Origin of the sequence: Kaistia sp. UC242_56 (genome assembly GCF_044452255.1) — a bacterium.
Taxonomy (GTDB): Bacteria; Pseudomonadota; Alphaproteobacteria; order Rhizobiales; family Kaistiaceae; genus Kaistia; species Kaistia defluvii_A.
Genome location: NZ_JBIOAN010000002.1, coordinates 1,184,079 through 1,200,691 on the forward strand (window position 1 = coordinate 1,184,079; position 16,613 = coordinate 1,200,691).

A 16,613-nucleotide genomic window follows, 5' to 3' on the forward strand; every position below is an offset into this window, starting at 1 on the left:
CTGCCGGTTGACCTCTATTCGCGATGATGGGATGGAGCCGGCAGAAGTTGCCGGACATCGACGGCGACCAGGGTTCCGCCCCCTCTATGAACGGAGTTCACTATGCTTAGCCTGACCCGCCTGATCCAGGGCGCCGCTGCCGCTGCGCTGCTGGCGACCACAACGCTTGCCGCCTCCGCTGCCGGCGAAGTGAATGTCTACACGACTCGCGAGCCGGGCCTGATCCAGCCGCTGCTGGAGACGTTCTCCAAGGAGACGGGCATCAAGGCCAATGTGATCTTCGTCAAGGAAGGCCTCGCCGAACGCGTCGCTACCGAAGGCGCCAATTCGCCGGCTGACGTGCTGTCCGTCGTCGATTTCGGCAATCTGATCGAGCTTTCCGACCGCGGCCTGACCCAGCCGATCCAGTCGGCCGTGCTGGAAGAGGCGATCCCCGCCAATCTGCGCGACCCGAACGGCCAGTGGTTCGGCCTGTCGATGCGCGCCCGCGTCATCTATGCCTCGAAGGATCGGGTCAAGGACGAGACGCTGACCTATGAGGATCTCGCCGACCCGCGCTTCAAGGGCAAGGTCTGCATCCGTTCGGGCCAGCATCCGTACAACACCTCGCTGATCGCCGCAGTGATTGCCAAGGGCGGCGCCGAGGCCACCAAGACCTGGCTGACGGGTGTCAAGGACAACCTGGCCCGCAGGGCCGGTGGTGGCGACCGCGACGTGGCGCGCGACATCCTCGCCAATCTCTGCGACATCGGCATTGCCAATTCCTACTATGTCGGCCTGATGCGGTCCGGCAAGGGCGGCCCGGAGCAGGTCGAATGGGGCAACGCGATTCGCGTCATCCTGCCGACCTTCAAGGACAAGGCCGGAACCCACGTGAACGTCTCGGGCGCGGCTGTCGCCAAGAACGCCCCGAACAAGGAAAACGCCGTCAAGCTGCTGGAATTCCTCGCTTCGCAGGAAGCTCAGGAAATCTACGCCAAGGCGAATTTCGAATATCCCGTCCGCGCCGGCGTCGCGCCCGACCCGATCATCGCCGAGCTCGGCACGCTGACGGTCGACCCGCTGCCGCTGACGGATGTCGCCAAGCAGCGCAAGCAGGCCAGCGAACTGGTCGACGTGGTAGGCTTCGACGGCTGATCCTCCGCATGCTTAGGCCACTCGGCTCGACACGAAACACCTCATGCCCCGGAAGCCCCGGGGCATGAGTGATTCCGTTCTTCCCGCGCCATCGATGCAGGCAGCGCCAACGCGCTCGGATCGAGCCTGGGTCATCGGCTCGGCCCTGGTTGCCCTTCTGGCCTTGGCGCCCATCGGCGGCCTCGTCTTCTTTGCCTCGCGCGGCTCCGGCGAACTCTGGCCGCATCTGATCGCCAATGTCCTGCCCGTCGCGGCGCGCACGACCGCGCTTCTGCTTCTTGGCGTCGGCATCCTGGTCACCATTCTGGGCATCGGCACTGCCTGGCTGGTGACGGCCTATCGCTTTCCCGGCCGGCGGCTGTTTGAGTGGGCGCTGCTGTTGCCGCTTTCGGTGCCGAGCTACGTCATGGCCTTCGCCTATCTCGACGTCGTGCATCCGGTCGGCCCCCTGCAGACGGGGTTGCGCAACCTGTTCGGCATCAGCGATCCGCGCGGCCTGCCGTTTCCAGAAATCCGCTCGCTCGGCGGCGCGATCCTGCTGCTCGGCCTGATCCTCTATCCCTATGTCTACCTGCCGGTCCGGGCGCTGTTCGTTATGCAGTCGGCGTCGATGCTGGAAGCCTCGCGCACGCTGGGCGCGGGCCGCTTCCGCGCCTTTCGCACTGTCGCCTTGCCCTTGGCGCGTCCGGCTGTGGCGGTTGGCGTCAGCCTGGCGCTGATGGAAGCGCTGAACGACATCGGCGCGTCGGAATTCCTCGGCGTCCGCACGCTGACGGTCGCGATCTACACCACCTGGGTAACGCGCTCGTCGATCGAAGGTGCGGCACAGATTGCGCTCGTCATGCTGGCGATCGTCTTTGCGCTGGTGCTGCTCGAGCGGCTCGGGCGGAGCGGCATGAATTATTCAGGCCCGCGCGGCAACACGCCGGCTATGGCGCAGACGCTTTCGGGCGTCTCGGCGCTGTCGGCGACGCTCGCCTGCGCGCTGCCGATCCTGCTCGGCTTCGTGGTGCCGGCAAGCTATCTGGTCGTCTCGGCTGTGCGCCGCATCCGGCTGGGCGGCTTGCCGCCCGATCTCTGGGTCTGGACCGGCAACAGCGTCTTCTTCGCCGCGATCGCCGCTCTCCTCACCCTGGCCGTCGGCCTGTTCCTCGCTACGGCCGGCCGGATGTCCCGGCGAAAGTCGCTGCATGGCATGATCCGCCTCGCCGGCATCGGCTATGCCATTCCGGGCACGGTGCTGGCCGTCGGCCTGCTGGTGCCGATCGCCGGCCTCGACAACTGGATCGCCGACGCGGTGAAGAGTGTTTGGGGCCGGTCGCCGGGTTTGATCCTGATGAGTTCCGGCGCCGCGCTGGTGCTGGCCTATTGCCTGCGTTTCCAGGCGATTTCGATCGGCGGCATCGAATCCGGCTTCACCCGCATCGCCCCCTCGATCGACATGGCGGCGCGCAGTCTCGGCGCCGGCACGGCCCGGATCTCCGGCGGCATCCACATGCCGCTGCTTTCGCCGGCGCTCGCCGCGGCCGGCCTGCTGGTCTTCGTCGACTGCATGAAGGAATTGCCGGCGACGCTGCTGCTGCGCCCGTTCAATTTCGAGACGCTCGCGACCTATGTCTATGGCGAGGCGGCGCGCGGCACCTATGAGGATGGCGCGGTGGCGGCGCTGGTCATCGTCCTCGTCGGCATGCTGCCGGTCGCGCTTCTGGCCCGCGCCGGAACGCGCGAGCGCCGAAAGCCGCCGGGCTAGCCCTTCAGGCTCTTGCCCTTGATCTCGTCGATGGTCGAGGACGGAGAGATGGCCTGCGGGTCGACCTTCACATGCAGGATGGCGGGCTTGCCGCTCGTCTGGGAACGTTCGAAGGCGGCCCAGAAATCCTCGGTACGCTCTACCGTTTCGCCATGGCCGCCATAGGCGCGGGCAAGAGCTGCGAAATCCGGATTGACCAGCTTCGTCGCTTCGATCCGGTCGGGGTAGCTGCGCTCCTGGTGCGCGCGAATGGTGCCATACATGCCGTTGTCGACGACGATTACGATAATCGCCGCGCCCTCCTGCACCGCAGTGCCGAATTCGTTGCTCGTCATCTGGAAGCAGCCGTCGCCCGCAAAGGCGATCACGGTGCGTTCGGGATAGCGCAGCTTGGCGGCGACGGCTGCCGGCAGGCCATAGCCCATCGAGCCGGAGGTCGGCGCCAATTGCGTCTTCGATCCGCGGAAGCGGTGATAGCGATGCACCCAGTTGGCATAGTTGCCGGCGCCGTTGGTGAGGATCGCATCCTTGTCCAGATGGTCCCGAAGCGTCCGCATCACGGCGCCCATCTCGACGCCGCCGACATTGCGCGGCTTCGGGTCCGACCAGGCGCGATAAGGATTCGTTGGCGGCGCGCGTCTCGGCGCTCCAGGGAATGGTGGCCGGCGGATGCACCGCCTCGAGCTGGGCGGCAAAGCCGTTCGGCGTCGCGTTGATGGCAAGCGTCGGGCGATAGACGCGGCCGAGTTCGTCTGCACCGCCATGTACATGCACGAGCGTCTGCTTTGGCTGCGGAATATTGAGCAGCGTGTAGCCGGAGGAGGGCATCTCGCTCATCCGGCCGCCGACCAGGATCAGCAGATCGGCTTCCTTCACTCGCTTGGCGAGCGCGGGGTTGATCGCGATGCCGACCTCGCCGGCGAAATTGGGATGCTCGTGGTCGAACAGGCCCTGCCGGCGCAGCGATACGCCGACCGGCAGATCGAAGCGTTCGGCGAAGCGCTGCATCGAGGCGATCGCCGCGTCGCTCCAGCGCGAGCCGCCCAGCACCAGCAGCGGCCGGTCTGCTTTCCAGAGCATCTTCTGCAATTGCGCGGTCTGGGTCAGGCCGGGATAGGTCTCGATCGGCTCGGACGCGCCGACGGAGGCGACGGCGGCCTTCTCGCGCAGCATGTCCTCCGGCAGCGCCAGCACGACAGGCCCGGGCCGGCCGGACGTCGCCACCTGGAAGGCGCGGGAGAGGAATTCCGGAATGCGCTCGGCTTCATCGATCTCGGCCACCCATTTGACCACGTCGCCGAACATCTTCCGGTAGTCGATCTCCTGGAACGCCTCGCGCTCGCGCATGGAGCGGCCAACCTGGCCGACGAAGAGGATCATCGGCGTCGAGTCCTGCATGGCGACATGCAGGCCGGCGGCGGCGTTGGTTGCGCCCGGTCCGCGCGTGACGAAGCAGATGCCGGGCTTGCCGGCGAGCTTGCCCCAGGCTTCGGCCATCATCGCAGCGCCGCCCTCATGCCGTGCCACCGTCACGGGAATCGCCGAATCATGCAGCGCGTCGAGAACGGCCAGATAGCTCTCGCCGGGGACGCAGAATACGCGTTCGACGCCATTGGCCTCCAGCGCCTCGACAATGAGTCGGCCACCGGTGCGGGAGGGGATGACGTCGGGCATGCAGGAGATCCTTGCGAGAGGCGGGGCCATTCGATTCCGCGGCCGGTAATCGGGATCGCGAAAGAGGGGATGGTGGCATCAACTTCTGTTCGGCGAAAGCCGGTGTCGCTAGACTGCTGTAACGGGGCCATTCTAGGGACGGAAAAATTGCGCAGCGGATCAATTCTCTGGAAGACGGGCCTTGCCGGCATGGCGATGGCGGCCCTGATCACGGCGTCGTCGACGGCGCTCTTCGCGCAGTCCGAGGGCGAGGACGACAAGCCGCTTTTCCCGACGGCCGAATTAGCCGAGGGCGCGAAGGACGCGACCATCACCGATTCGGGCATCACGGCGCGTATTTTCCAGGAGCGGCGGCCGAAGATCGATCCGGATGATGACGTTCCTGTCCTGCAGGTCAGCGTTGGCGGCAAGATGGTGCTGGAGCATGTCGGTACCGCCTCGGGCATGGCCGTGCCGACGATGAGCGCGTCGATCGTGGACATCGACCCGACCAACAAGAGCAAGGAAGTCTATTTCAGCAGCTATACAGGCGGCGCGCATTGCTGCTCCGAAGTCGTGGTCGCGACCGAAACCGACAAGGGCTGGGTCGCAGTCCCGATCGGCTCGTTCGACGGCGATGGCGACTACCTCCAGGATCTCAACGACGACGGCGAAGCCGAGATCGTCACGGTCGACAACGCCTTCCTGTACACGTTCGACTGCTATGCCTGCAGCGCCGCGCCGCTCGTCATCAAGTCGGTGCGCGACGGCAAGCTCGTCGACGTCACCACCGAGCCGCGTTTCGCCAAGGCCCATCGCGACTGGCTGCGCCAGCTCGAGAGCGACTCCGATCCGGTCGAGCGCTGGAAGTCCCCGGGCTTTCTCGCGGGATGGGTCGCGGCGAGCATTCGCGCCGGCGAGGGTGAGCAGGCGTTCAAGCAGTTGCAGAAGCACTGGAACCTGGCTACGGACCCCGGCGAGGAGACTTGCCTGACGGGCGGCGACATCGACAGCTGCGCGGCGAAAGACCGGAAATTGTTGAAGTTTCCGGACCGGCTGAAACTCTTCCTCGACCGCAACGGCTACCGTTTGTGATTTTTTGCAATCGCGGGCAACGGAAATGTTTGCCTGCTGCGTTGAAGCCTATGCGGGTGGCTTCGGACGTGTTCGCGCGTCCTCAATTTTGATGGGATGGAAGACAATGCTTTCTCGACGTTCTCTGTTGACCGGGTTGCTGGCTGCGGCTGTCGCCGCACCTTTGGCATCGGTGGCGCCCGGCGAGGCCGAGGCGCAGCAGTGGGGTCCCAATCCAGATCGTCGGCCCCCGCCGCCGCGTCGCGAACGCGTTCCCCCGCCGCGCCGTGGCTTTGTCTGGGTGCCCGGCCACTGGCAGTGGCGCCGCGGTCGCTATGTTTGGATGAGCGGCGGCTGGGTCCCGGCGCGTCCGGGCTATCGCTATCGCCGGCCGGACTGGGTCTGGCGCGGCGGCCGCTGGGTCTATGCCCCGGGCGGCTGGTATCGCTAAGCCCTAGCTTCTAAGCGGAAACGGCGCGGATCTCTCCGCGCCGTTTTTCGTTGATGCGCCTTGCTGCGTGCTCAGCGATAGGTCGCGCCAAGATGGTGCACCGTGAGCTCCGCTGCCTTCGGCAAGGCATGGCCGGCTTCGGGCTTGAAGGTGACGATGCGAGGTTCGCCCGGCAGAAGCAGGAAGCTGGCATCGTCGAAATGGCCCGGAATGCCTTCCGCCTCGGCGCGAACGTGGAAGGCGGGCGCATCGGCCGAAAGCAGGAAGCGGCCCGCGCCAACATCCTGAACCGAAACCGTGGTATCGGGCAGCTCGAAGCGCTTGGGCACATCCGGGAAAACCACGATCTGACGCTCCGGCGACGCGACGCCGTCGACGATGGCGTCGATGACATAGAACCGATCCTGGACGATCGGCGCCGGGATCACCATGACTTCGACCGCGCGGTCGGGCGGGATGCTGCCCTTGGCGTGGCGCTCGGCAATCAGCGTGCCCTCGAGATCGAAGCTGCGGAGCCGCGTTTCCATGGCGACCGCCTCGTGCAGGTCGTTGATCGCGCGGACAGTGAGCTTGCCGTCGAGCATGCGGGCGGCCAGCGCGACCGGCGCGAAGAAGCGCTTGGCGTGGTAGTGCAGCGTCTTCCACGCCAGCGAATGGTCGATCGACGACCACGACACGGCTGGCCACACATCGTTCAACTGCCAGTACAGCGCGCCCATCGAGTGCGGCTTGAGGCTGCGCCAGTAGCGCACCGCCGTCTCAATCGCCATCGCCTGCTGCAATTGCGACAGGTAGACGAAGCTCTCGAAGCCGGAGGGCACGCGGAAATAGCGCGCCATCGTGTCGATGATGCGGGAATTCCCGGCGCCGTCGCGCTGATGAAATTCCATCACCGGCGAGGTGGCGTTCCAGTTCTCGCGGCCGCCGGCAAAGGCGCGGATGCCGGTCATGGACGGGAAGGACTGGAAGCCAAACTCGGAGCAGAAGCGCGGCTGCACGGTATAGTAATGGTCGAAATTTTTGTTCGAGTGCCAGACGTCCCAGAAATGCAGGTCGCCCGAGCGGTCGTCGTGCCAGGCGTCGCCATAGTCCATGTCGCCATTGCAGGGCGAGGACGGCCAGAAACGGCGGTCCGGATCGGTATCCTGAACCGCCTTGTCGATCACCCGGTTGAAGCGGTCGTAATTGACGAGATAACGGTCGCGGTTGTTGCGCGAGATCTCGAACCAGTTGAGCGAGCCGATCACCTCGTTGTCGCCGCACCAGATGGCGATCGACGGGCGGCTGGAAAGGCGCTTGATCTGGTAGCGCAGTTCCGCATCGATCTCGGCGAGGAAATCCGGGGTCGATGGATATTGCGAGCAGGAGAACATCATGTCCTGCCAGATCAGCAGGCCGAGGCGGTCGCAGGCGTCGTAAAAGGCGTCGAATTCGTAGAAGCCGCCGCCCCAGAGCCGGACCATGTTCATATTGGCCTCGACGGCCGCTGAAAGCAGCGCTTCGATCCGATCCGGCGTAATCGCGGCGGGCAGGGAGTCGGCCGGGATCCAGTTGGCGCCCTTGGCGAAGATGTCGACGCCATTGACGCGGAAGAACATCGAGGCGCCGACCTCGTCCTTGTCGGTGACCACTTCGAGCGTGCGGAAACCGATATGGCGACGAACCGTATCGCCGGGGATCGTGACCACGGCCTCATAGAGCGGCTGCGCGCCATGGCCGGCCGGCCACCAGAGATCCGGGCTCTCGATGTCGAGCGCCAGGGACGCCTTGCCGCCGTGCTGGTCCGATACCTTGGCCTCGGCATGGACGGTCTTGCCGGCGAGCTCGAAGGTCATCGGGACCGTCATGTCGGCTTGCGCCAGCAACTCGATCTCGGCGATCGCCGTCACCGTGCCGTCGGCATGATGGCGTTGGCGGATCTGCACCGCCTCGATCCGCACCGTCTCGTAGAAATGCAGGATCGGCTCGGCATAGATGCCCGTGACCATCAGGCAAGGGCCCCAGTCCCAGCCGCCATGGCACTGTGCCTTGCGGATCATGTTGAGGTCGGGAACGCGATTGTTGGAGACGCTCCACGGGATCGGGAAGGGCTGCTTCTTCGCGCGCTCGATAGCCTCAGCGCCGGCCGGCGAAAATCGAATGCGCAGTTCGTTGGCGCCGGGCTTTAGCGCCTCTGTCACATCGATGCGATGGCGGATGAAGCTGGAGCCGAGCCTCGCGACCGGCTGGCCGTTCATGAACACGTCGGCGAAGGTATCGACGAATTCGAGCTCTAGCACGGCCCAGCGATCGGACAGCTGCGACGCCGCCACCTCGAAGCTGCGGGCGATCTCCCAGACGGCTTCGCCGATCCACTGCATGTCGGCCTCGTTGGTGCCGGTATAGGGCGAACCGATTCTTCCCTGCGCCAACAGCGCCGAATGCACGTCACCGGGGATGGGGCAGGGGCCCATCGCGTCGCCTTTGGCATCCGAAAGCTGCCACGGTCCGGCAAGGGAGAGTTTCGACATCAGCGCGTTTCCTCGATGCGATACGGGTCTTTGCCGGCGAGCGTCGCGGCTAACGGGCGGGATTGCAACGCCGGAGCTTGTGGGAAGCGCGCTTCGTCGACCGTTTTCGGGCTGCGAAGATATTTTCGCGCTTCCATTTGGCCCACGGGATGATCATATGCCTCGTACAAGCGCGCGAAGGCGCGGCAGCCAGCCTGGAGGAGCGTCGGATGACCTCGAAACTTGATCAGCTTAAAGCCATGACCGTGGTCGTTGCAGACACGGGCGATCTGGACGCTATCAAGACCTATCGTCCGGTGGATTGCACGACCAATCCCTCTCTCGTGCTGAAGGCCGCCGAACTTCCCGCCTACAAGGACGTCATCGAGAGCGCGATCGCCTGGGGCCGCAAGCAGGGCGGCACGCAGGACGCCATCGCCGCCCACGTCGGCGATCGTCTGGCCGTCGCCTTCGGCGCCGAAATGTCGAAGCTCGTCCCGGGCCGCATTTCGACCGAGGTCGATGCCGATCTCTCCTTCGACGTCGAAGCTTCCGTCAAACGCGCTCGCGAGATCATCGCCGAATATGACGCCCTCGGCGTCCCCCGCGAAAAGATCCTGGTCAAGCTCGCCTCGACCTGGGAAGGCATCCGCGCCGCCGCCATCCTCCAGAAGGAAGGCATCGACTGCAACTTGACCCTGCTGTTCTCGCTCGCCCAGGCCGCTGCCTGCGCCGAGGCCGGCGTCTTCCTGATCTCGCCCTTCGTCGGCCGCATCCTCGACTGGCACGTCAAGGCTTCGGGCAAGACGTTTGAGCCGGAAGAAGATCCGGGCGTCATCTCGGTTCGCCAGATCTATAGCTACTACAAGCAGCGCGGCATCGAGACGGTCGTCATGGGCGCGTCGTTCCGCTCGACCGGCGAGATAGAGGCTCTGGCCGGCTGTGACCGCCTGACCATCGCTCCGGCCCTGCTCGAGAAGCTCGCAGCCGACAATGGCACGCTGGTGCGCAAGCTTGACCCGAACAATACCGGCGAGAAGATCCCGACTGTCGCGTCGGACGAGAAGAGCTTCCGCTGGGCGATGAACGAGGACCAGATGGCGACCGAGAAGCTCTCGGAAGGCATCCGCATGTTCGCCAAGGACCTCCGTGCGCTTCGCACGCTGATCGCCAAGCGCCTGGAAACCGGCGTTCCCGCCTGATCGATTTCTGGGTGATTTTCAAGGCCGGCTGCCCCATGGGTTGCCGGCCTTTTTTGTTTTGGACCTCCTAACGCGCTCACCCCGCCTCGTTCGCACTCCCGGATATTTTCTGCGTGCAGTCTGTCGACAAATCAGCCAAGTTGCTTGGAACGGATTGCGCAAAGGTTTTCTCAAAGGCTGCGGCCAGCAAAGATTGGGCCGGCGGAGTCCGTCATCAACGCTCAATCGCGCATGGAAACGCCCGATGTCGAAGCCTGAAACGACTCCTTTCCGCCGCCTCAAGCCTGTGCCGCATACCCGCGTCGCCTTCACCGAAGGCTTCTGGGCCGACCGCATGCGGGTCAACCGCGAGACGACGATCCCGACCCAGTTCCAGCGGCTGGAGGAGGAGGGCTTCATCGAGGTGCTCGACGTCGACCAGCCGCCCAAGCCGCTGGTCCGGCCGATCAATGAATACGGCCTGTCGATGCAGATGTTCTTCGATTCCGATTTCGGAAAATGGATCGAGGCGGCGAGCTACAGCCTTGCCACCCATCCCGATCCCGGCATCGAGGCGAAGATCGACTTCTTGGTCGAGAAGCTCGACCACGCGCAACTGGCCGATGGCTATCTGAACAGCTGGTTCATCCGCCGGGCGCCCGAGAATCGCTGGACCAATCTGCGCGACTGGCACGAGATGTATTCGATGGGCCATCTCGTCGAGGGCGCCGTCGCCTATTTCGAGGCGACGGGAAAGCGCCGCTTCCTCGATGTGATGATCCGCTGCGTCGACCATATCGCCAGCGTGTTCGGTCGCGAGCCCGGCAAGCGGCACGGCTATGACGCGCATGAGGAAATCGAGCTGGCCCTGGTCAAGCTCTATCGCGCCACGGGAGAGGCGCGCTTCCTCGATCTCGCGCGCTATTTCATCGATGAGCGCGGCGCGCAGAACCCGCATTATTTCGACGAGGAAGTGAGGGAGTTTCCCGGCGGCAAGCCATTCAATTTCGGCACTTACGAATACAGCCAGTCGCACAAGCCGGTGCGCGAGCAGGACGAGGTCGTGGGCCACGCTGTCCGCGCCATGTACCTTTACAGCGCCATGGCCGATCTCGCCGCCGAGGACAATGACGCCAGCCTGAAGGCAGCACTCGACAAGCTTTGGCGGCATCTGACCAGCCGCCAGCTCTATGTCACCGGCGGTATGGGGCCGGCCGTCGAGAACGAGGGCTTCACCCGTTCCTTCGACCTGCCCAACGAGACCGCCTATGCGGAAACCTGTGCTGCCGTCTCGCTGGTGTTCTGGGGCCATCGCATGGCGGCGATCGACCTCGACGGCCGCTTCGCCGACCACATGGAACTGGTGCTGCACAATGGCGCGCTGTCCGGCGTGTCGCTGGGCGGCGACCAGTATTTCTACGAGAATCCGCTGGAAAGCCACGGCCAGCATCGGCGCTGGCGCTGGCATTATTGCCCCTGCTGCCCGACCAATCTCGCCCGTCTCGTCGCCTCGCTCGGCGGCTATGTCGCGAGCCATGACGACGAGAACATCGCTGTCCACCTCTACGCCGCCTCGACGATCGAGATGAAGGTCGCGGGCCGGGCGCTGCGGCTGACGCAGCAGACGGCCTATCCCTGGGATGGCGATATCCGCCTCTCCATCGAGGCGGATGCTGCCCTGCCGGCAACCCTCTGGCTGCGCATTCCCGGCTGGTGCCGCGGCGCGACCGCGAGCATCAATGGCGCTCCGGTCGATGTCGAGGCGCTGACACGAAAGGGCTATCTCGGCATCCGGCGCGAATGGGCCACCGGTGACGAGGTCCGTCTACATTTCGACATGCCGGTCGAAGCGCTGCATGCCCATCCCGACGTCGGCATGGATGCTGACCGCGTCGCGCTCAAGCGAGGGCCGGTGCTCTATTGCGTCGAGGAGGCCGACAATGCCGCGCCGCCGCAGCGCATGCGGCTGGCTTCCGGTGAGGCGAAGGCGGCCTACCAGCCCGACCTGCTCGGCGGCGTCGTGACGCTCGAGGTGCCGGCCACGGTCGACCAGACTGGCGACTGGCAGGATACGCTCTATCGGCCGAAGCCGGCCGAGACGGTTCCGGGTACCATCACCGCCATTCCCTATTTTGCCTGGGCCAATCGCGAGCCGGGCGGGATGCTGGTTTGGCTTCGCGACGGACGTTGAAACCCGATTCCCTTGGGGCGGGGAGCGGGTAGGGTGGTAGGCATTGCCCGCGCTTCGTTCGCCGAGCTTGAAACTATGGCCGGATCTTGAGGAGAGTTTATGCGCGTCGGCATTATCGGATCCGGAATCATCGGCGTCGCCATCGCCCATGCGCTGCTCGATGAAGGCCATCTCGTCGATCTGATCGACCGCGAGGGGATCGCGGCGGGAACCTCGACGGGCAATGCCGGCTGGATCGCGCACTTGGATATCTTGCCGCTCGCCTCGCCAAAGGCCTGGCGCAACCTGCCGCGCTGGGCGCTTGATCCGCTCGGGCCGCTGGCGATCCGGCCTGCCTATCTGCCGGCGCTGATGCCCTGGCTTGCCCGCTTCATCAGCGCCAGCCGCCCCGCTCGCATCGAGGCATCGACGCAGGCCATCGCTGCCCTGAATGGAAGGGCTCTGCCAGCCTGGCGGAAGCGGCTGGAGGCCGTTGGCCTCGCGCATCACCTGCGTGAAAAGGGCCTGCTCTCGGTCTGGGCCGACGAACGCGGCTTTCATGCTGCGCAGCCGCTGTTCGAGCGCCAGCGGGGGCTCGGCATCGCGGTCGAGACGCTCGATGCGGCGGCCCTCCGCGCGATGGAGCCGGCGTTGGGGCCCCGCTCGGTCGCAGGCGCGCTCTATCCGGCCGGTTGCCATGTGTCCGATCCGCTCGATTTTACCCGCGCTCTCGGCGAAGAAGCGATTGCCCGCGGCGCGCAGGAGCGCAAGTTCGAGGTGATCGACATTCGCGTCGGCGGCGATCTCGTCCAGATCCGCACTTCGTTCGATACGCTGGCACAATATGACCGCATCGTCGTGGCGACCGGCGCCTGGTCGAAGCCGCTCGCCGCATCCCTTGGCGACAAGGTGCCGCTCGATACCGAGCGCGGCTACAATGTCACGCTGCCCTCCGGCCGGCTGGGGCTGACCCGTCCGGTGATGTTCGAGGGCGAGGGCTTCGTCACCACGCCGCTCGACAGCGGCGACCGCGTCGGCGGCAGCGTCGAGTTCGCCGGGCTTGAAGCCGCTCCGAACTTCAACCGCGTCGATGCTATACTGGGCAAGCTGAAGCGCTTCCTGCCCGAGGCCGAGCTTTCCGGCGGCACGCGCTGGATGGGCTTTCGTCCGTCGACGCCGGATTCGCTGCCCGTCATTGGCAGGGCCACGCGCGATCCGCGCATCGTCTATGCCTTTGGCCATGCCCATCATGGCTTGACCCAGGCCGCCGCGACGGCTGAACTCGTCGCCAGCCTGATCGCCGACCGGCGGCCCGATATCGACCTCGCCCCTTATTCTCCCGAGCGCTTCGCAAAAAGGTTCTGAGCATGGCTCGCCACACCTTCGTCTGCATCGATGGCCACACCTGCGGCAATCCGGTCCGCGTCGTCACCGGCGGTTCGATCCCGGTGCTGAAGGGCGCCACCATGTTCGACAAGCGCCAGCATTTCCTGGCCGAGTTCGACTGGATCCGGAAGTCGCTCTGCTTCGAGCCGCGCGGCCACGACATGATGTCGGGCTCGATCCTCTATCCGCCGTCAAGCGACGATTACGACGTCGCGATCCTGTTCATCGAAACGTCCGGCTGCCTCCCGATGTGCGGCCATGGCACCATCGGCACGGTGACGACGATCATCGAGCACGGCCTCGTGACGCCGAAGACGCCGGGACTTCTGCGGCTGGAGACGCCGGCCGGTCTTGTCGAGGCGCGCTATGTCCAGAACGGCCCCTATGTCGACAGCGTCACGCTGACCAACGTGCCGTCCTTCCTGCTTGGGCGCGGCTACGAGGTCGAGGTAGAGGGCATCGGCACGCTGACCGTCGACGTCGCCTATGGCGGCAATTTCTACGCGATCGTGGAGCCGCAGCCGAATTATGCCGACCTGTCGGATCTGGAGCCGTCCGATATCGTCCGGCTCTCGCCCAAGCTGCGGACAGCCTTCAACGCGCGGCACAGCATCGTGCATCCGGAGAATCCGGCGCTGAACAAGCTGACCCATGTGTTGTGGACCGGCAAGCCGAAGAATCCGGGCTCGTCCGGCCGCAACGCCGTGTTTTATGGCGACAAGGCCATCGACCGCTCGCCCTGCGGCACCGGCACATCGGCCCGCGTCGCCCAGCTATTCGCCACGGGCAGGCTGCAGGGGGGCGAGGCCTTCGTGCATGAGAGCATCATCGGCTCGACCTTCACGGGCCGCGTTGCCCGCCAGACGACGGTCGGCGGCAAGCCGGCGATCATCCCGACGATCGAGGGTTGGGCGCGGGTGACGGGCTACAACACCATCTTCGTGGATGACCGCGACCCGTTCTGGGCCGGCTTCCAGGTGGTCGACGGCGAAGGCTAGCCGCGCGCGAATTGCAAAGAAGTGTGATGTCCGCGACATCGCACTCGTAGCGGGCGGGGCGCCGCTTCGCTAAAACGACAGTCCCGACGCCAATCTGGATCCGCTGCCATGCGTGCCCTCGTTCTCGAAGAAAAGCTCAAGCTCTCACTCCGCGACATCGACCTTCCGCTCGAGGTCGGTCCGCGCGATGTTCGCATTGCCATCCACACGGTCGGGGTCTGCGGCTCGGACGTGCACTACTATACCCATGGCGCGATCGGCCCGTTCATCGTCAAGGAGCCGATGGTGCTCGGCCACGAGGCCTCTGGCACGGTGCTGGAGATCGGCTCCGAGGTGAAGAACCTTAGGGTTGGCGACCGCGTCTGCATGGAGCCGGGCGTTCCCGATCTGAATTCCAAGGCTTCCAAGCTCGGCATCTACAATGTCGATCCGAGCGTCACCTTCTGGGCGACACCGCCCGTGCATGGCTGCCTGACGCCGCAGGTCGTGTTCCCCGCCGCCTTCACCTACAAGCTGCCGGACAACGTCTCCTTCGCCGAGGGCGCGATGGTCGAGCCTTTTGCCATCGGCATGCAGGCGGCGACCAAGGCGAAGATCGTCCCGGGCGACACGGCGCTGGTGATCGGCGCCGGACCGATCGGCATCATGGTGGCGCTGGCGGCGCTCGCCGGTGGTTGCAGCCGCGTCTATATCTCCGATCTCGTCAATGAGAAGCTCGCCATCGCCGGCCAATATGAAGGCGTGATCCCGGTGAATATCCGCGAGCAGGACCTCAAGGCGAAGATCGCGGAGGAGACGGAGAACTGGGGCGTCGACATCGTGTTCGAGGCTTCGGGCAGCCCGCGCGCCTATGACGGCATTTTCAACTATGTCCGTCCAGGCGGCTGCATCGTCTTTGTCGGCCTGCCCGTCGAGCCGATCGCGCTCGATATCGTCTCGGCCTCGGCCAAGGAAGTCCGGATGGAGACGGTGTTCCGCTACGCCAACGTGTTTGATCGCGCCCTGGCGCTGATCGCGTCCGGCAAGGTCGATTTGGCGCCGCTGATCACCGGCACTTACGATTTCGAAGAGTCGATCGCCGCGTTCGAGCGTGCCGCCTCGGCCAACCCGAACGACGTGAAGCTGCAGATCACGCTGTAGGTTGGTGGAAAGGGCGCTATGCCTTCATCTTTCCCTCAGGGAGACGTGAAGAAAGAGTTCGCTATCCGAAACCAAAAAAGGCCCCGGATTGCTCCGGGGCCTTTTCTTATGTCGGCTTAGAAGCCGGATCACATCATCCAGTAAGGGGGCATGCCGTAATAGTCATGCACCTTCTTCTCGTAGTCGCGGTCGCCCCAGGCGGGTTCATCGCCCTCGTCATAGGCGGGTCCGCCTTCGAGTTGTTCCTTGGTGAGGCCGACGACGTAGCCGCCCTGCGTCGTGTCATACTTCAAGGTATTCCACGGCAGCGGATGGTACTTCTCGCCGAGGCCGAGGAAACCGCCAAAGGACATGATGGCATAGGCCACACGGCCGCTCTGCTTGTCGATCATAACGTCATGAATATCACCGAGCCGATCGCCCTGCGTATTGTAGACTGCGGTACCGTCGACCTTCGTCGCGCCGATCAGGGAGTTGGTGGTATGAATCTGTTCCATCTCTTTCCTCCATGTTTGCGTGTCCATGGTGGTAAAACGTCGATGGAAGAGCTTGGTTCCGATAAATCGAAGCTTTGGATCAGGCCGGCCGCTTCGCCACGAGATAGATGTGCTCGCAGGCGAGCACCGTCTCGCCGGTCTGCTTGGTGACCGTCACCAACTCCGAAACGATGCCGTGGGTTGCGCGCTTCGGGTGATCGCGCTTCTCGGTGATCTTCGCTTCGACGGTGATCGTGTCGTTGATGAAGACGGGCTTCACGAACCGCACCTTGTCATAGCCATAGGACATGGCGTGCGGATTGATCGTCGTTGCCGTCATGCCGACTGCGACCGAAAGGATCAGCGTGCCGTGGGCGACGCGCTGCTTGAAGTCCTGCGTCGCGCACCATTCGGCGTCCATGTGGTGCGGAAAGAAATCGCCCGTCTGGCCGGCATGCAGCACGATGTCGGTCTCGGTGATCGTCCGCCCCATCGTGCGGCGGCTGAAGCCGATTTCGTAGTCTTCGAAGTACTGCTCGACGATCATGGTGGTTCTCTTGCGGTATACGCGGCGCCGGTACCGGAAAAAGCTCCGTCATCCCGGGCGAAGACTCCGGATCCATTTAGCCGGAGTGAGTGACGTAAAGGCTCCGGCTGGATGGATCCCCGCTTTCGCGGGGATGACGGCGGAGGGGCGCTGGCCGTGAG

General features: G+C 64.8%; 12 protein-coding genes and 1 pseudogene. 9 read left to right on the forward strand and 4 right to left on the reverse strand.

The features are described from left to right. Positions 1-102: 102 nt before the first annotated feature. Both ACHMWQ_RS08270 and ACHMWQ_RS08275 read left to right on the forward strand, forming a co-directional pair. Positions 103-1,137: a Fe(3+) ABC transporter substrate-binding protein gene (locus ACHMWQ_RS08270; protein ID WP_396307085.1), complete on the forward strand. Its 1,035-nt coding sequence runs from the start codon at positions 103-105 to the stop codon at positions 1,135-1,137. A gap of 64 nt (positions 1,138-1,201) precedes the next feature. Next, positions 1,202-2,887: an ABC transporter permease gene (locus ACHMWQ_RS08275; protein ID WP_396307086.1), complete on the forward strand. Its 1,686-nt coding sequence runs from the start codon at positions 1,202-1,204 to the stop codon at positions 2,885-2,887. Here the strand turns inward: ACHMWQ_RS08275 and ACHMWQ_RS08280 are convergent. After that, a pseudogene (locus tag ACHMWQ_RS08280) lies at positions 2,884-4,561 on the reverse strand (thiamine pyrophosphate-binding protein). The gene ACHMWQ_RS08275 and the pseudogene ACHMWQ_RS08280 overlap by 4 nt on opposite strands. Positions 4,562-4,708: 147 nt before the next feature. Between ACHMWQ_RS08280 and ACHMWQ_RS08285 the strand changes: the two are divergent. Both ACHMWQ_RS08285 and ACHMWQ_RS08290 read left to right on the forward strand, forming a co-directional pair. Next, positions 4,709-5,635 (forward strand): hypothetical protein, encoded by a 927-nt coding sequence (locus ACHMWQ_RS08285; protein ID WP_396307087.1) that lies wholly within the window; start codon positions 4,709-4,711, stop codon positions 5,633-5,635. Positions 5,636-5,741: 106 nt separating this feature from the next. Next, complete coding sequence (locus tag ACHMWQ_RS08290; RefSeq protein WP_354552803.1) at positions 5,742-6,065, forward strand: twin-arginine translocation signal domain-containing protein; 324 nt, start codon at positions 5,742-5,744, stop codon at positions 6,063-6,065. Positions 6,066-6,136: 71 nt separating this feature from the next. Here the strand turns inward: ACHMWQ_RS08290 and ACHMWQ_RS08295 are convergent, their stop codons facing one another. Beyond that, positions 6,137-8,575: a glycosyl hydrolase 2 galactose-binding domain-containing protein gene (locus tag ACHMWQ_RS08295; protein WP_396307088.1), complete on the reverse strand. Its 2,439-nt coding sequence runs from the start codon at positions 8,573-8,575 to the stop codon at positions 6,137-6,139. Positions 8,576-8,784: 209 nt separating this feature from the next. Between ACHMWQ_RS08295 and tal the strand changes: the two genes are divergently transcribed. The 5 genes from tal to ACHMWQ_RS08320 all read left to right on the forward strand — a co-directional run bounded on the left by tal (position 8,785) and on the right by ACHMWQ_RS08320 (position 15,429). Next, positions 8,785-9,756, forward strand: coding sequence for a transaldolase (gene tal / locus ACHMWQ_RS08300; RefSeq protein ID WP_396307089.1), 972 nt, complete (start codon positions 8,785-8,787; stop codon positions 9,754-9,756). 244 nt (positions 9,757-10,000) lie between these two features. Further along, positions 10,001-11,926, forward strand: coding sequence for a glycoside hydrolase family 127 protein (locus ACHMWQ_RS08305; protein WP_396307090.1), 1,926 nt, complete (start codon positions 10,001-10,003; stop codon positions 11,924-11,926). A gap of 99 nt (positions 11,927-12,025) precedes the next feature. Further along, positions 12,026-13,270, forward strand: coding sequence for an NAD(P)/FAD-dependent oxidoreductase (locus ACHMWQ_RS08310; protein ID WP_396307091.1), 1,245 nt, complete (start codon positions 12,026-12,028; stop codon positions 13,268-13,270). A 2-nt stretch (positions 13,271-13,272) separates the two neighbouring features. Then, positions 13,273-14,289: a 4-hydroxyproline epimerase gene (locus tag ACHMWQ_RS08315; protein ID WP_396307092.1), complete on the forward strand. Its 1,017-nt coding sequence runs from the start codon at positions 13,273-13,275 to the stop codon at positions 14,287-14,289. Positions 14,290-14,397: 108 nt separating this feature from the next. Then, entirely contained in the window at positions 14,398-15,429 is a 1,032-nt protein-coding gene (locus ACHMWQ_RS08320; RefSeq protein ID WP_396307093.1) for an NAD(P)-dependent alcohol dehydrogenase, read from the forward strand. 128 nt (positions 15,430-15,557) lie between these two features. Here ACHMWQ_RS08320 and ACHMWQ_RS08325 read toward each other — a convergent pair whose 3' ends face one another. Further along, positions 15,558-15,926 carry a PRC-barrel domain-containing protein gene (locus tag ACHMWQ_RS08325; RefSeq protein ID WP_266330934.1) on the reverse strand — a complete coding sequence of 123 codons (369 nt, stop codon included), beginning with the start codon at positions 15,924-15,926 and terminating at the stop codon, positions 15,558-15,560. Positions 15,927-16,005: 79 nt separating this feature from the next. Then, positions 16,006-16,452, reverse strand: coding sequence for a MaoC family dehydratase (locus tag ACHMWQ_RS08330; protein ID WP_396307094.1), 447 nt, complete (start codon positions 16,450-16,452; stop codon positions 16,006-16,008). Between the last annotated feature and the right edge of the window lie 161 nt (positions 16,453-16,613).

Coding starts and splice junctions, on each gene's coding strand:
- ACHMWQ_RS08330 (WP_396307094.1), bottom strand. CDS start 16,452: ATGATCGTCGAGCAGTACTTCGAAGACTACGAAATCGGCTTCAGCCGC.
- ACHMWQ_RS08290 (WP_354552803.1), top strand. CDS start 5,742: ATGCTTTCTCGACGTTCTCTGTTGACCGGGTTGCTGGCTGCGGCTGTC.
- ACHMWQ_RS08295 (WP_396307088.1), bottom strand. CDS start 8,575: ATGTCGAAACTCTCCCTTGCCGGACCGTGGCAGCTTTCGGATGCCAAA.
- ACHMWQ_RS08310 (WP_396307091.1), top strand. CDS start 12,026: ATGCGCGTCGGCATTATCGGATCCGGAATCATCGGCGTCGCCATCGCC.
- tal (WP_396307089.1), top strand. CDS start 8,785: ATGACCTCGAAACTTGATCAGCTTAAAGCCATGACCGTGGTCGTTGCA.
- ACHMWQ_RS08305 (WP_396307090.1), top strand. CDS start 10,001: ATGTCGAAGCCTGAAACGACTCCTTTCCGCCGCCTCAAGCCTGTGCCG.
- ACHMWQ_RS08270 (WP_396307085.1), top strand. CDS start 103: ATGCTTAGCCTGACCCGCCTGATCCAGGGCGCCGCTGCCGCTGCGCTG.
- ACHMWQ_RS08325 (WP_266330934.1), bottom strand. CDS start 15,926: ATGGAACAGATTCATACCACCAACTCCCTGATCGGCGCGACGAAGGTC.
- ACHMWQ_RS08320 (WP_396307093.1), top strand. CDS start 14,398: ATGCGTGCCCTCGTTCTCGAAGAAAAGCTCAAGCTCTCACTCCGCGAC.
- ACHMWQ_RS08275 (WP_396307086.1), top strand. CDS start 1,202: ATGAGTGATTCCGTTCTTCCCGCGCCATCGATGCAGGCAGCGCCAACG.
- ACHMWQ_RS08315 (WP_396307092.1), top strand. CDS start 13,273: ATGGCTCGCCACACCTTCGTCTGCATCGATGGCCACACCTGCGGCAAT.